The organism is Silvimonas sp. (genome assembly GCF_031291215.1).
GTDB classification, from domain to species: Bacteria; Pseudomonadota; Gammaproteobacteria; order Burkholderiales; family Chitinibacteraceae; genus Silvimonas; species Silvimonas soli.
On sequence record NZ_JARLJK010000150.1, the window covers coordinates 147,667 to 162,193 of the forward strand.

Genomic DNA, 14,527 nt, shown 5'->3' on the forward strand with positions numbered 1-14,527 from the left:
GCTTAGCTGGCGCTGCCCGGCACCAGGTTGTCCGCCAGGAAAGCCAGCCCGGCATCATCCGGGTGATGGTGCCGGTAGCGTTTGAACTGTTCCGCGATCATCCACAGGCGTGCGGCGAAGGTCGGCTGGGTGCCAGGCTCCAGAAACGGCTCGCTGAACGGCGCCACGTCGCGACGCTGGAACTCGGCGCCAATGCTGATCCGTGGTGTCGCAATGCGCGGCGCGGCGTGCGAGCCCCAATGCAGCACCGCCTGATTCCACGCCAGCATGCTGCTCGCAGCGGCAGGCAAGGCGCGGATATCGTTGAGCTGATATTGCATGTTCATTTCTTCGGCGGTGTTATAGGTCGGATCGCGATCGGCGGGCACGAGGTACATGCAACCATTGATGGGCGTGGCGTCGGTCAGCGGCAGCCATACATTCAATATCTTGGGGCGACCATCTTCAAAGATCGAAGCCCGGCCGCGATCCCGATGCGGGCGCCAGCCGTGTTCGTTGGCCGCCGGATCGATATGCCAGGCCCACACATTGGGCAGCGTCACATAGTCGTCGCCCAATATCCGCGCCAGCACCGGCTGCATTTTTACGTACATCAACCAGAACTCGTCATACACAAAGCCGAACACCGGCGGAATACGCAACTGCCGCAGCGCGTGGATCAGATTAGCCATGTCATACACCGGCAACTGCCAATCCACCGGGTCAGTCTGAAAATAGCCTTCCCGCGTGGTCAGTTGTGCCAGTGTGTCGAGCGTGGTGTCATCCAGTTGCAGCGCCTGCTGGCTTTGCCAGAACGCGCTGTCACACACGTGCAGGCTGGGGGCGATGGCATGCCAGGTGTCTTCGCTGCGCAACTGGGCCAGATCAAAGCCGCCGTAGAGGGATTCCAAGTTGGTATTTCCTATTTCCTGAAAGTCGTCGAGGTTCTGCTAGTGCGAGGTGTTGACCATACCGCACGGCGGCGATCATACGCGTGGGGGAGTCAGTGCGCCCGCCGTGTCGCCACCACAATCCAGCCGGGTACCGGACGGCCAAACTCCTGGCGCACCACTTGGGATTTGATGCTCTGTACGGTAAATCCGGCTTCTGCCAGTGCCTCGCGCAGATAATGTTCGCTATGGCCGTAACGCCCGCTCGGCAGCAACTGAAAACCGTCAATTCCGGTATGGGTGTCGGTCTGGTTTTCGGCTGAGAACACCAGCAAACCGCCTGCAGTCATGACCTGGCGAGTGGCTCCCAGTAGTTCGGTCAGATCGCCAAAATAGATCATCAGATCAGCAGCACACACCAGCCCGAACTGCTGCGCGCATTGGCGTAGCCAGCCGGTCAGCTCGGCGTGTTCCAGTTGATCGTAAAGCTGGCGATGGGCGGCTTGCTCAAGCATCTTGGCCGACAGATCAACCCCGACCAGCGTATTGGCGTAATCGCGCAGAAACGTGCCGCACCAGCCGGTGCCGCAACCGGCATCAAGCACCTGCCATTGCTGGTTGGCGGGGGCCAGCTGTTTGAGCGTGTCGTGCAAAGCTTGCGGGATGGCGTAGCCCAATTGTTTAAGCCGGGCATCGAAGGTGGCCGCGTAATCGTCAAAGGTGGTCTGCACATAATCGTCGCCAGCGCGGGTCGGGACGTTTTCGCCCGAACAGGCTGCCAGCAAGTGCTTTGCCGTCGGATTGCCCGGATCAGCGTCCAGCCATTGCCGGTAAACCTGCGCAGCATCGCTGATCTGCCCCAGCCGGTAAAAGGCGATGCCGCGCATCATCGGTGGTTGATGTGCCGCCGGTTTAAGCACGAAGGCGCGGCAGACAAACTCGGCGCCTTCCTGATCCCGGCCCTGGCGGATCAGCCATTGGCCATAGTTATCCAGCGCGTCGATATAATCCGGGGCCAGCGTCACCGCCTGCAACCAGGCTTCGCCCGCTTCGGTCTCATGATTCAGGCGCTGCAACATCGCGCCAAAGTTGTTCCAGTACACGGCGCTGCGCTCATCCAGCTGCAACGCGGCGCGAAACTGTTCGGCGGCATCAACAACGGCGTCGTTGCTGGCCAGCACATTGCCCAGATCATTGCGCCATTCCGCGTTTTCCGGCTGCAACTCACACGAGCGTGCCAGCAATGGCACCGCCTCAGCCCCGTTGCCTTGCTGGTGGCGCAATATGCCTAACCAGTGCAGCGCATCAGGATGTGGTTGTTGCTGCAGCACGGCCAGATAAATAGCCTCGGCGGATTCGCGCTGGCCTTGCAGATGCAAGGTAATGGCCTGTTGAACCAGTTGCGTGAAGGCAGCGTTATCCGTATCGGAAGCTACGGCGTTGGGTGCGGTCATGACGGCCTGCCTTGGTGGCGTGAAGGGAGATGGCGGCTGGCCGGGGCAATAAGCCGGCAGCCAGACACCATCTGCTTTGAACTTTAGTTCAAACGCCGCAAAGCCCAGGCCGGATGACCCGCCAGGCAAATCTTTTTACCCGGCAAGTTGACCGGCGGGATCAAACCCACTTTAAACGGCAAGCGGACCACACGAAGGTGGTCCGCTTGCCGCTGGCAAACCCCAGCGCCATGCCCAATGCAGGCGGGCTAACTTGTTAGTCCCATGCCGGAGCCAGTCCGTCCGGGTCAGTCAGGCGCTCGTTGCGGTCCAGCGCCGCAATTTGCGTCATTTCGGCCTCGCTGAGTGTCAACCCAACCGCCAGCAAGTTGCTTGCCAGATTTTCGCGTTTGGTAGATGACGGAATCACCGCGTAGCCCAGTCGCATGGCCCACGCCAGCACCACCTGCGCCGGGGTAGCTTGGTGGTTGCGCGCAATCTGCACAATCACCGGGTCTTGCAGTGCCTTACCATAAGCCAGCGTCATATAGGACGTGATATGAATGCCCTGGCTTTGGGCAAACTCGACCAGCTTGCGGTTTTGCAGATACGGATGCAGTTCGATCTGGTTGGTGGCAATTTCGCTCGCCCCCACTGCCGCAATGGCCTCGCGCAGCAGCGCAATATTGAAGTTGGAAACGCCAATCTGCCGGGTAAGCCCTTGTCGTTTGGCCTCAGCCAGCGCGCCCATGAATTCGCTCACCGGCACCGCGTTATTGGGCGATGGCCAGTGAATCAAAGTCAGATCAACATGATCGGTCCCCAGCTTGTGCAGGCTTTCTTGCAGGCTAGGGATAAGGCGGTCGTGCGCCAGGTGGTCGATCCAGATTTTGGTGGTAATAAACAGATCTTTGCGCGACACGCCGCTGGCGGCGATGGCTTGGCCAACTTCGGCCTCGTTGCCATAAATCTGCGCGGTATCGATTACGCGATAACCTGCGTCCAGGCCATTACGTACCGAATCAATCACCACCTGGTCTTTCAGACGAAACGTGCCAAGGCCCAATGCCGGGATGCTCATAGTGTTTTCCTTTGTATCCAGTGTTGTTGCTGGCTGGACTGCAGTATGCGCGAGTCGGTTTCTTGCTTTAAGCCGCTTGCCGTCCAGATACTTTTGATTTTTGCGCAACAATTACGGCGTTTACGCATGCGTTCCAGGTAACGGTAAACAACAAACCCGGCACGAAGCCGGGTCTGAGATAACTGCAAACAAGGGTTGCGCAGTAAGGGACTAAACCTTGAAACGATCCACCGCATCGCGCAGGCTTTGGGTGAGTTGATCCAGCCGCCGCGCCGCGTCTGCCGCCCGGCGCGCGTTGTCGGTGTTTTGCTCGGTCATGTTGGCAATGTCTTCCACATGGCTGGCAATGGCGTGACTGGCCGCGCTTTGTTCACGCAACGCTTCGGAAATCTGGTTGGCAGAAACCACCACTTTGCCCGAATCAGTGCGAATGCTGGCGATGGCGGCGCTGGCCTCACCCGCCATCTGCACGCCTTGTGCCACCTCTTTCACCACCGAAGCCATGCGCACCGTTGCTTCTTTGGAAGCATCGCGAATCGAATCAATCTTGCCGCTGATTTCGGCGGTCGCTCCGCTGGTGCGTTCAGCCAGTTTGCGCACTTCATCGGCAACCACGGCAAAGCCACGGCCTTGTTCACCGGCGCGCGCGGCTTCAATGGCGGCATTCAACGCCAGCAAATTGGTCTGCTCTGCCACTTCACGGATCATCTGCATGATGCTGGCAATGCTGTCGGTTTGTTCACCGAGCGCGCCAATGCTGGTCGCCGAGTCCGCCACGATCCCGGATATCTGGTTGATCTTGTGACTGGTGCCGCCAATGATTTCGTTACCGCGCTCGGCTTGCGAACCAGCCTCTGCGCTCAGGCGGCTGGCCTCGCCCGCGTTGTCGGCCACCACCACAATGCTGGTGCTCATTTGTTCGATAGCGGCGGCCATGGAGCGGGTGGCGTCGTTCTGGCTGTCGGAGCCAAAGGCTACTTTATCCGCCGCACCAGCCACTTCTGACGTCAATCGTCCGACTTCTCCCGCGTTCTCATGAATCTGCTGGATCAGCGCCCGCAACGAAACGGCCATGCGCTGAATGCCCGCCAGCAGACTGTTTTCATTGTCGCCGTCGGTACGTACCTGCACGGTCAAATCACCGGCGGCGATACGCTGCATGACTTCGCTGGCGTAAGCGGGCTCGCCACCCAACTGGCGCAACACAGAGCGCACCAGCATGCCGCCAATCACGCCGAGTGCCACCAGCACAATCAGCACATAGGCCATTTGCCGCAGCGCTTCGTTCCAGAAAGCAGTGCTGACGTCATCGATGTAAATCCCGGTGCCCACCACCCATTGCCAGTCATCAAACGCCATGGCGTAGCTGACCTTGGGTTTGGGATCAGTGCTACCCGGGCGCGGGAAGGCGTAATGCACAAAGCCGCCACCATTGCGCCCGACCTTGACCATCTCCGGCACGAACTTCACGCCGTCGGCATCCGCGACGTTACTCATATCCTTGCCAACCATTTTCGGGTTGGGAATATAGAGTTCGACCGAGTTGTAATCGAAAACAAAAAAGTAGTCTTTGCCACCGTTGTATGACGCCGACTGAATCGCCATGCCCGCCGCTTTTTGCGCGTCGGCCCGGCTCATCTTGCCGCTCACTTCTTGCTCGCGGTAGTACTTCAAAATGCCCATGGCCGCTTCGACCATGTGCTGCACCCGTGTTTCGCGATCGGCCATCATGCCTTGCCGCGTCGACAACAAACCCAGCGCCGAAACGATAACCAGCCCCGCCATCATGCAAATCAGCAAAACGCGCATGCGCTGCCGTATACCCATGCTCTTGAACATGGTGCCCTCCCCAGGACTCAGACTTAAATCTTGAAACCGGTTTCAATTAAGCTCAGGCCGGTACTTCTGTTTATGCTGCTCTATTGTCACGCCGCCCCCGCTATATCGGCATTATGACGACGTTCTTAATACCAAAGGCATAAAAACTGTTCGGGGCAAGCGAGAATGGCAAAGCACCAGTTGCCATCAAGCTCTGGCAGAATCGGTGCTCATCATTTTTTCTGGATTACCGAATCAACCGATGTCTCAAGTCGCCCCGGCACTGCAACCTGACTCCGAACATGGCCGGCACGTATGGCCTGTCTTCATTGCCTTTTTACGTCTGGGGCTGACGGCATTTGGCGGGCCAGTCGCGCATCTGGGTTACTTTCGTGCGGAATTCGTGGTGCGCCGCCGCTGGCTCAGCGAGCACAGCTTTGGTGATCTGGTCGCGTTGTGCCAGTTTTTGCCAGGCCCGGCCAGTAGCCAGGTCGGCATGGCGATCGGATTAAGCCGAGCCGGTGTGGCAGGAGCGCTGGCCGCCTGGGCCGGTTTTACCCTGCCGTCAGCCTGCTTGCTGATCGCCCTGGCGCAAGGTCTGACGCACTGGGGCAATCTGGTGCCCGCTGGCGCGCTCCATGGATTGAAACTGGTGGCGGTGGCCGTGGTCGCGCAGGCTGTTTATGGCATGGCCCGCACGCATAGTGGAAGCGTCGCGCGCGCGTTGCTGACCCTGTTGGTGGCTGGCACGGTCCTGCTCTGGCCAATGGCCGGCATGCAATTAGCGCTGATTGCGCTCGCAGGTTTGCTGGGAATGCGCCTGTTTGCCGGTCAGCAACAAGTGCGGCAACCGGAATCAATCATCCCGACTCGCAGCCGTTCTGCCAGCGCCGTCTTCTTGCTGTTGTTCTTTGCTTTGTTGGCAGGCTTGCCATTGCTGGCGCGGCAGTGGCCCAGCCAGACACTGACCATGTTCAGCGAGTTTTACCAGACCGGCTCGCTGATTTTTGGTGGCGGGCACGTCATGCTGCCGCTGCTACAGGCACAGGTGATTCCGCATGGCTGGGTCTCGGCCAATCTGTTTCTTGCAGGATATGGCGTAACCCAGGCCATGCCCGGCCCGCTCAGCACCTTTGCCGCTTTTCTCGGGGCGGCCAGCAGTGGGACACCCAGTGGCTGGCTGGGCGGCAGCTGGTGCCTGGTTGCCATTTTTTTGCCGTCGATACTGCTGGTGCTGGGAGTAATGCCGTTCTGGGAGACATTACGCCACAGCCAGCGTACCCAGGCCGCGCTGACCGGCGTTAACGCGGCGGTGGTGGGCCTGTTGCTGGCGGCACTGTATCAACCGGTATGGACTGGCGCAGTACACGGAGTCGCCGATATCGCCCTGGTATTGCTGGCACTGGCTGCGCTGATATTATGGCGACTACCACCTTGGCTGGTAGTGATCGCCAGTGGCATTGCCGGTGCTTTACCTGGTCTTCTGCACTGACGCGGCGGGGTGTTTTTGCTGTTGCAGCCAGTCCAGCGCAGCGTGCAGAACCGGGTCCGATCCCTGACTCAAGGTCTGGCGCGTCACTTTGACTGGCTCGTCCGGTTGCACGCCGCGGCCTTCGATGCGCTGACCATTGGGCAGCAGCATATCCACCTCGCTGTAGGCGAGCGCGCCGCCGCCCGGTAGCGGGTCGTAATCAAAGAAACCCAGCAAGCAGCCGCAACTGACCTCGCCAAACACCCGAGCCCGGCCGATGGCTTGCGCGGCCCCGGCGGTTAACTCGGCAGCGCTGGCGGAGTGGCGATTAATCAAAATCGCCAACGGTGCGGTCAGCGGGTGAGCCGACCCTTGCAATACGGGCTCGGTCTCCAGCAGCGGGTATCCCAATAGCCGTACCGGCTTGCCATCACGGGTAATTACCCGCGCGCCTTTGACTTCGCCGGTGACAAAGCGGGCAAGGATATCCAGCGCCATCAGCCCATCACCGCCACCGTTGCTGCGCAGGTCCAGCACGATGCCTTGCGCGGTCTGAGCCTGATCCAGCGCGGTCATGATGTCGGATTTGATATCCCGGTCAAATCCGGAAAAACGCAGGTAGGCGATGTTGCCGGTCAGCGTGTGGGATAGCAGCCACGGCGGTGCTTTGATCTGTTCGTCGCGCAGGCTTGCGCTGAAAGCCGATTTGTCCGGACGTTCCAGTTCAAGCATGCGCTGCGTGGCGGGCAGCGGATTATTCAGCGCCCGCAGCACGTAGGCATCGCGTGACCAACTGGTGGAACCGCCACGCACATGCGCCAGCTGTTGTTGCCACCAATCCAGCGCAGGCTGACCGTCGATACCGGTCAGAACTTGCCCGGACCTCACCCCCAGCAACGCCGCCTGGGTCTGTCCGCCCACGCCATCAATCACCAACTGGCCATCCAGCAAAGCCACACCGATGCCCAGGCCAGCGGCTTTGTCATGTTTGATCTGGGCATAACGGGCCGGTGTTTCCACACGGGTATGGACATCGTTCAGCTCGCCTGCCATCTGATCCAGCTCGGCCCAGAAGGTGGCGTCATCCGGCGCGTTCAGCACCAGCGGGCGGTAACGCTCACGCACCGCCACCCAATCGACGCCGTTGAAATGCGGGTCAACATAACCGTCGTTAATGGTTTGCCATACCTGATTGAACGCTGCCTCCCGGTTGTGGGCGTCCAGCGTGCTGCTGACGGTAAGCCGGTCGACCTGGCGCGAGACAATCCGGTGCGGGTCCAGCACGGCGCAGCCGGTGAGGGCCGTTATTGCGGCCACCAATAACAGTTTGTGCAGCAAGGCAAGCCAGTTCGGCCGGTTCTGACTGATCGAAAATGACACGCGGCAATCCAGAAAATGAGTCGCGCAAATCTTATGCCGATTTACGCGAAGTCTGCAGATTTTTGCGGCACTCCTCGCGGCGGCGATATCTGTCTCAATTTGGCTTAATACTGCGAACAACCTCACAGCCAGCTGTAGCCGTTTGTAACAAGCTGCGGGAGTAGCGTAAAGACACGGGTATTATTCGCAGCCATTTCGCCTTTTCTATCAGATGCTTCCGTATGTCCATGCTCCAGCAAACAATCACCGCAGTTCGTCAACGTACTCATTCGGCATTGAGCATCAGTGCGCTTGCCGTATTGCTGGCTGGCTGCGCGGCTGCGCCACCGCCGCTATCGCCGCAAACCGAGGCGCTGCTCAAAGCGCAACCACCCATCCGTTTCTTGCTGACCTTTGATGATGGCCCGAGCCGCGACAAAACCGACAACCCCACATTGTCGATTCTGCATACGCTGGCCGACAACCCGCAAGAAAACGGCATCAAGGCACTGTTCTTCGTGCAAACGCGCTCATGGGGCGCAGGCGACACGGTGGCCGGACAAGAAATCATGCGCCAGGAAGTGGCGCAGGGGCAGTTGCTGGGCTTTCATACCGCCACGCCGTTCCATTCCAATCACCGTTTTCTGAAACCAGAAGTGCTGGAACAATCGCTGAACGAAGGTATTAGCGATATCACCGCGCTGCAGGGCGAGCCGCCCAAGCTGGTACGTCCGCCCTTCTGGAATTACGACCTACGCACTTTCAATGCTTACCAGCAGCATGGCATGCACATTCTGCTGACCGATTTGAGCGCCAACGACGGCAAGATCTATGGCATCAAAGGCAGCTTACGCCGCCGCTCCAATTTGCTGCATGAACTGGCGGACCTGCGTGAGCATATCGCCCAGGGCAAACTGCCAGTCGTTGACGGCAATATCCCGGTGCTGGTCGCGTTTCACGACATCAACAGCTACACCGCTGACCACATGGCGGAGTACCTGGAGATTCTCACCACCAGCGCCCGCGAAGTGCATCTGCAGACTGCCGCCAAGCCATTTTATGACGACCGCCGCGCGGTGGAACGTGCCGCACTGGGCCGTAGCGTGCAAGACGGCACTCAAATTCCGGAACTACCTGGTCTGTGGAAATGGATCTGGGAATGATGCCCGCCGCGCGATCTGATCAGCAGTAACCCGCCGCAGCCTCTTGCCGCACCACGCGTGACACGGTGTTCCAATTGCGGGTGGTCAGGCGGGCGGCAATCAGGCGCTCCAGCAATGCATTGATATTGCCGGGGCGGCCGTTCACCAGTCGCACCACGCCAAGCGCGATGTCCGGCAAAGCGGCAAAGACTTCGATATCGCGGCGCGGGCTGATGATCGGCATAGTCAGTGCGTGGCCTGCTTTGGCGGGCAGAAAAGTGACACAACGCTCGTAAATCTCGTCTTGCGGGCCACTGGCAAACGGCTCGCTCGCCACCAACCGGGCCAGGTCGGCGATGCAGCGAACATGGGCTGCATCAAGCCAGCCACATAACGTTTGCAATTGGCCGCACGTCGCCGCCACTACAGACTGGGCATGCTCATCAGAATCGGCCGAAAAAACCGCTGTGCCATGCGAGAGAATGGACGCGGCCGCCCTCGCGCCGCCAGCCTCTAGCGCCTGCAAAAATTGCGCTTTGGTCGGGCTGCCCGCGTGCCCGAAATTGAGATTGCGAAAGAAAACGGCAAAGCGCATGGCATCTCCCGGTGTTGCATGACTGCGCACTTGTCGCTGGCCCGTTGCCATGCACTCACCGGCTAATGAGGACGCCCGTCTGCCTTGGCCGTTGCTTCTTCCTGATGCCAGCGCCGCCGCGAACGCACCATGCGCTTGACGGCGATCCGCGCCATTTTTAGCCAGCCAAACGGGCGCGGATCGACCAACATGCTCAGCGCGCGAGCGTAATCCAGCGTCAAACCGGGAGTCCAGGCCATGGTTTTGGCACGTTTGCGAATTTGCGCCGCCACCCATAATTCCGGCGTGCTCAACATGCGCAAAAACGGCGCCCAGCCGCGATCCTTCCCGCGAAAGTGCCCGACCGAACCTTCCACCGCGGCTTCCAGCGCCCGCGCCACCGTACTGGAGCAATTGCGCCAGGTCAGGTTATAGGTGGTGTCCTGGCGGTATTCCTCCCAGAACACGCGCAAGCGCTCCGGGCTGTAATTGCGGATACGAACGCGAGTGGTCGACGGGCACCAGGCTTGCGCTTCTGTCGCGTAATCCGGCTGGAACACACCCGGTACGTCGTTCTCCCGTGTGGCGCGCAACAGGCGGCCAAAATCGTCTGGCGAGCGATCAATTTCCACGCCCGGATACAAGCTGATGTAGATGCCTTCGGGCGACTCGAGTGCCGCATGCCCGGTGGAGATCACGCCATTGGCATCGACCGCCGCAATATAACGGTCCACCAGCAAGCGCCGCTGGGCTGGCGCTTTGGATGAGCCAACCGGCGTCCACACATGCACCGTCAGCGCCCGCTCGCTTTCTGCTGGCGGGCCATCCCATTCCAGCGGCGCATCGGCGGCAATCTCGGGGTTGTAGTTCTTCCAGGCTTGGGCAGCGGGCCGCTCCAGCACCGCATTCACAAAGGCTTTATCGGACATGCGCCGCACACGGTATGCCAGCAGCAACATGCTCCAGCCGCTGAAAAACAAACCGAGGCCAATGCAATACGGCACGGTGCCAACGTAGTGAGTCGGATATGGCTGATAGAAAAAGATCGCGATGCCGATCTCCACTACTCCGCCAATCAACGCCGGGCGCCAGCGCGGATAACGCACCACCCACGCCGACACTGCTTGCAGCAAGCCATCAGCCAGGAACAACGTGCCAAAGATCATCGACAACACAAAATTGCCGTGGTGATGCCCGGCCAGAATCAGCATGGCAGAAAACACAAACGCGCCGCCTTTTACGTAGCGCAGCATTTTCTGCCCGCCCATGCCCGTCCACGCCACGGCCAGCGTGGAAAAACCATCCAGCATCAGTAGCCCGGCAAAGAAATTGAGCGGGAAATAAATGGCGTTATCCAGCGCATCAATAAACAGCCCGATGCCGAGTATTGCCCAGATCCAGCCCATCAACCGCAGCGCACGCCAGCGTTTACGCAGGTAATCCACACCCAGCAACAGCAAAATCAACCGAACCATTTCATCCACACTCACTATCAATATTTCATTTCAGGCGATATTAGGTTTATCCGTGGCAAATGGTAAAGCAAGCTCGCAGAAAGCCCTCGTTTTCAATTCAAAACTGTGGCGGCTTTGCGCAATGCAAAAAAACGCCAGCCAACGCGTCCCACCAATGCGGGATCGCCTATGCCCATACCTAAGCGAAAATTGGCAATGGATAACGATACTTAGCCTGGTTTACCCAAGCGTACGACGCGCCCACACTGCAGTGATTCGCCCACCGGTTGTTTCCGGTTTTACAGATTGAGGAGAATCACCATGCAGCAACAACTCAGAAAATTTTTGCTTGGCGTAATGATTGCGTTGTCTGTGGGCGGTGTGCTGCTCACTCAGGGCTGCGCCAGCGTGAACGACCCGCGCGCCGTTTCTGCCCACAATGACCCGGCCTTTTTCGCCTGGTATATGCAATTGGCCAGCGACATCCAGACCGACCGGCAATACCGCAAGATTCCGCTGAACACTGATGAACAAGCCAATGAGTTCGTGCAATGGCTGCATGACACTTATGATCACCGCATGTCGGTGACGGATTTCTCCAGCCGCGTCAGCAGCCGTTATCCAGGGCATCAATACGAGATCGCCTTCATTACCCAACGCTTGCCGCGCTAAATATGCGTGCCTCGCTGCTGGCGGACAGTGCTGGAAAACTGTTCGTCGATCTGCGCGTCGGCCGGTCGCTGGATCAGGCTTTGTGCCTTGAGTTGGGCAAAAGGAATGGCCTGATCAAGCAAGCCCAGATCCCACGTGTAGGCATCGGCGTAACCGCTGGCGAGGATTTTCCAGCTATAGCGAAATTGCGGAGCCAAGGCGCGGGCATGACGCAGGATATTGGTGGTGCAGTTATTGAAAAGCGTGTTGTAGAACTCGGGATGCCGGTTCAGATGATCGACTCGGGCCAGGTATTGCTCAAATACTTGGCGGGCAACGGCGGGAGACAGATCAAGCCGATACAGATGCACCCGCTCGCGGCGGATATCGGTACGCACGCCGATCAGGTCACGCTCATCGGCCACCACGTAAATCAGCGCGTAATTGCGTAAAAAGCCGCCAAACGGGGAGTACTTCTGACCGTTCTGCCGTCGCGTTTCTATCGAAATGGCCAGATAGCGGCCATCGCTGAAACCAAAGCTGATAAACACATGCGCGATAGCCGGACCGGACCAGTGCGATACCACCAGGTCCACCGACTGCACGGTGTTGAGGTCATAGCTGGCGTCGTACCAGGCGGGCAGAGGCTGGTCGCGGGTGATATACCGAAAATTGCGGATATCGCGCAAAGTAACGCAATCACCCTGCCATTGAACGCGGGTCGTTCTGGCGTATTCGGTAATCCAGTCACCATTGCTGGGCGGGGTCTTGGGTTGCAAAAAGCTGGGCACGGTGTAGTCAGATCACCAGGATGGGTTAACGCGCCATAAAGCGCAGCCTGACTATGGTGGCAAAGTAAGCCACTCGCAAATTTTTGCCAGTTTTACGAGACGTTGATGCGACAACCGTTTTATCCAGCACTCATCGCTTGAACATCTGGCAGGCGCTTCTTTTTGCCAGCGCGTTTTTTCATTCATTGCATTCAATTCTGGAGAACACCCGATGACCTTGCGCCTTATCTCTGCCTGTTCGCTGGCATTCGCCTTGTTAGTCACTGCCACCAGCGCCAGCGCTGCCGTCGACTGCAAGAACGCTTCAGACCAGACCAGCCTGAATATCTGCGCCGGACAGGACTACAAAGCATCCGACAAAAAGCTCAACGCCAGCTACAACCAGCTGCTCAAGCAAACCAGTGAGCATGGCAAACCGCTGCTGCAAAAAGCCCAGCGTGCGTGGCTGATCTATCGCGATGCGCAGTGCGAATACCTGACCTCATCGACCACGCCCTACAGCGCCCAGCCCATGCTGCATTTAATGTGCCTTGATCGTTTAACCCAAGAACAGACCAAACTGCTGGATGAACAACTGCATTGCGAGGAAGGCGATATCGGTTGTGGCCAGCAATAAGCTCAGCAGTTTTGCAGCTTGCCCCACAAATGCAGCCACTCATGCCGGTTGCGTACCCACTCGTGGATTTTTTCGCCCGGCATGGGTTTGGCGACAAAGTAGCCCTGGACGAGTTCAACACCCAGTTCTTGCACCAGCTTCCAGTCTTCGGCATCTTCGACGCCTTCGGCCACCACGATCAGCTTGAGCCGGTGCGCCATCTCAACGGTGCTTTCCAGCAAAGTGCGTAATTGCGGGCGGCGCGAGGCACCATTGACGAAGGCCCGATCAATTTTCAGTTCGGAACACGGCGTGCGCATCAATTGCTGCAAGGTGGCGTTACCCGTGCCGTAATCGTCAATTGAGATACCCACGCCCGCCATGCGCAGCCGTGCCAGGGCGCCCAGCGAGCGAGCCAGATCAGCAATCACGCCCGATTCGGTAATCTCCAGCGTCATCTGGCCGGGCGGAAAAGATTCCTGCGCCAGCAGTGACTTGATGCGCTCGGCAAAGCCTGGCTCGGGGAGGTTTTCGGCCGAGATATTCACCGCCAGCCCGAACTTCAGCCCGCGGGCGTAGAGCAATTTGGTCTCACGCATGGCCTTGACCATGATCTGCTCGGTCAGCCGTCCGATCAGGCCGGATTTCTCCATAAACGGCACAAAATGCACTGGCGCGATCATGCCCAGTTCTGGATGCATCCAGCGCGCCAGCACTTCGGCCGATTGAAACAAACCACTGCGGGTGGTCACTTTAGGCTGAAACCACGGCACAAAATGGCTGGCATCCAGCGCGCGGACCATGTCGCTGACATCCACCGCCGGCGCCGGGCTGAACGCGGGCTGATTCACTGGTGTGAAGTGGTCAAGCGCGGCGTTCAGCTCGTCAATCGCCATTGGCTTTTGCAGCGTACCCAGCACCGGAAAGCCATAAGCCAGGGCGGCAGCTTCTACCGCATGCAGCACTTGCTCGTCGGTGCTGCTCATGAAAATGATTGGCATCAGGATGTCGTTTTCGGCCAGGTGGCGCAGCAACTCCACACCGTCCATGCCGGGCATTTCCAGATCGGTGAGCAGAATGTCGGGCCGCTCCGGCAGGCTCGCCAGCAAGGTGAGTACTTCCTGGCCGTTCATGGCTTGCCAGATGACTTCGCAGCCGTACTGCACACACAGTTCAACGGCGTGGTTCAACTGCAGCGAGCTGTCATCGGCAATCAACATGGACGGGCGAGCGTTCGGCATTGCGTTGCTTTCCTCTGCGGTTTGTCTTTTCTGGTCTGGGCTAGGTTG

The 14,527-nt window shown here is 58.8% G+C and carries 13 protein-coding genes; 4 read left to right on the forward strand and 9 right to left on the reverse strand.

Going from position 1 to position 14,527, the window contains the following annotated elements; all coding sequences use genetic code 11:
- Positions 1 to 2: 2 nt before the first annotated feature.
- The 4 genes from P4L78_RS22365 to P4L78_RS22380 form a co-directional block, all read right to left on the reverse strand.
- The gene (locus P4L78_RS22365; protein ID WP_309330864.1) at positions 3 to 890 is read right to left on the reverse strand and encodes a phytanoyl-CoA dioxygenase family protein; all 888 of its coding nucleotides are present in this window, start codon (positions 888 to 890) and stop codon (positions 3 to 5) included.
- 92 nt (positions 891 to 982) lie between these two features.
- Positions 983 to 2,323 (reverse strand): tetratricopeptide repeat protein, encoded by a 1,341-nt coding sequence (locus P4L78_RS22370; protein WP_309330866.1) that lies wholly within the window; start codon positions 2,321 to 2,323, stop codon positions 983 to 985.
- Between the two features lie 256 nt (positions 2,324 to 2,579).
- On the reverse strand, positions 2,580 to 3,383 hold the full coding sequence (gene dkgB, locus P4L78_RS22375) for a 2,5-didehydrogluconate reductase DkgB (protein WP_309330868.1): 804 nt from the start codon (positions 3,381 to 3,383) through the stop codon (positions 2,580 to 2,582).
- A 210-nt stretch (positions 3,384 to 3,593) separates the two neighbouring features.
- Positions 3,594 to 5,222 carry a methyl-accepting chemotaxis protein gene (locus P4L78_RS22380; RefSeq protein WP_309330871.1) on the reverse strand — a complete coding sequence of 543 codons (1,629 nt, stop codon included), beginning with the start codon at positions 5,220 to 5,222 and terminating at the stop codon, positions 3,594 to 3,596.
- Positions 5,223 to 5,463: 241 nt separating this feature from the next.
- Here P4L78_RS22380 and chrA point away from each other — a divergent pair, with 241 nt between their 5' ends.
- Positions 5,464 to 6,693 carry a chromate efflux transporter gene (chrA, locus tag P4L78_RS22385; protein ID WP_309330874.1) on the forward strand — a complete coding sequence of 410 codons (1,230 nt, stop codon included), beginning with the start codon at positions 5,464 to 5,466 and terminating at the stop codon, positions 6,691 to 6,693.
- On the opposite strand, the gene P4L78_RS22390 is transcribed toward chrA, so the two are convergent.
- The gene (locus P4L78_RS22390) at positions 6,673 to 8,052 is read right to left on the reverse strand and encodes a S41 family peptidase (protein ID WP_309330876.1); all 1,380 of its coding nucleotides are present in this window, start codon (positions 8,050 to 8,052) and stop codon (positions 6,673 to 6,675) included. The two genes, chrA and P4L78_RS22390, sit on opposite strands and share 21 nt — an antisense overlap.
- 221 nt (positions 8,053 to 8,273) lie before the next feature.
- Between P4L78_RS22390 and P4L78_RS22395 the strand changes: the two genes are divergently transcribed.
- On the forward strand, positions 8,274 to 9,194 hold the full coding sequence (locus tag P4L78_RS22395; protein WP_309330878.1) for a polysaccharide deacetylase family protein: 921 nt from the start codon (positions 8,274 to 8,276) through the stop codon (positions 9,192 to 9,194).
- A gap of 19 nt (positions 9,195 to 9,213) precedes the next feature.
- Here P4L78_RS22395 and P4L78_RS22400 read toward each other — a convergent pair whose 3' ends face one another.
- Both P4L78_RS22400 and P4L78_RS22405 read right to left on the reverse strand, forming a co-directional pair.
- Entirely contained in the window at positions 9,214 to 9,768 is a 555-nt protein-coding gene (locus P4L78_RS22400; RefSeq protein WP_283148041.1) for a DUF1697 domain-containing protein, read from the reverse strand.
- A gap of 62 nt (positions 9,769 to 9,830) precedes the next feature.
- Positions 9,831 to 11,231, reverse strand: a complete 1,401-nt coding sequence (locus P4L78_RS22405) for an HdeD family acid-resistance protein (RefSeq protein WP_283148040.1) — start codon at positions 11,229 to 11,231, stop codon at positions 9,831 to 9,833.
- A 291-nt stretch (positions 11,232 to 11,522) separates the two neighbouring features.
- On the opposite strand from P4L78_RS22405, the gene P4L78_RS22410 reads away from it, so the two are divergent.
- Positions 11,523 to 11,873, forward strand: a complete 351-nt coding sequence (locus P4L78_RS22410) for a hypothetical protein (RefSeq protein ID WP_309330880.1) — start codon at positions 11,523 to 11,525, stop codon at positions 11,871 to 11,873.
- Here P4L78_RS22410 and P4L78_RS22415 read toward each other — a convergent pair.
- On the reverse strand, positions 11,870 to 12,643 hold the full coding sequence (locus tag P4L78_RS22415) for a DUF4105 domain-containing protein (protein WP_309330881.1): 774 nt from the start codon (positions 12,641 to 12,643) through the stop codon (positions 11,870 to 11,872). The genes P4L78_RS22410 and P4L78_RS22415 overlap by 4 nt on opposite strands.
- A gap of 211 nt (positions 12,644 to 12,854) precedes the next feature.
- Between P4L78_RS22415 and P4L78_RS22420 the strand changes: the two genes are divergently transcribed.
- Positions 12,855 to 13,259: a lysozyme inhibitor LprI family protein gene (locus P4L78_RS22420; protein ID WP_283148037.1), complete on the forward strand. Its 405-nt coding sequence runs from the start codon at positions 12,855 to 12,857 to the stop codon at positions 13,257 to 13,259.
- Between the two features lie 2 nt (positions 13,260 to 13,261).
- Here P4L78_RS22420 and P4L78_RS22425 read toward each other — a convergent pair whose 3' ends face one another.
- Entirely contained in the window at positions 13,262 to 14,479 is a 1,218-nt protein-coding gene (locus P4L78_RS22425) for an EAL domain-containing protein (protein ID WP_283148036.1), read from the reverse strand.
- Positions 14,480 to 14,527 lie beyond the last annotated feature (48 nt).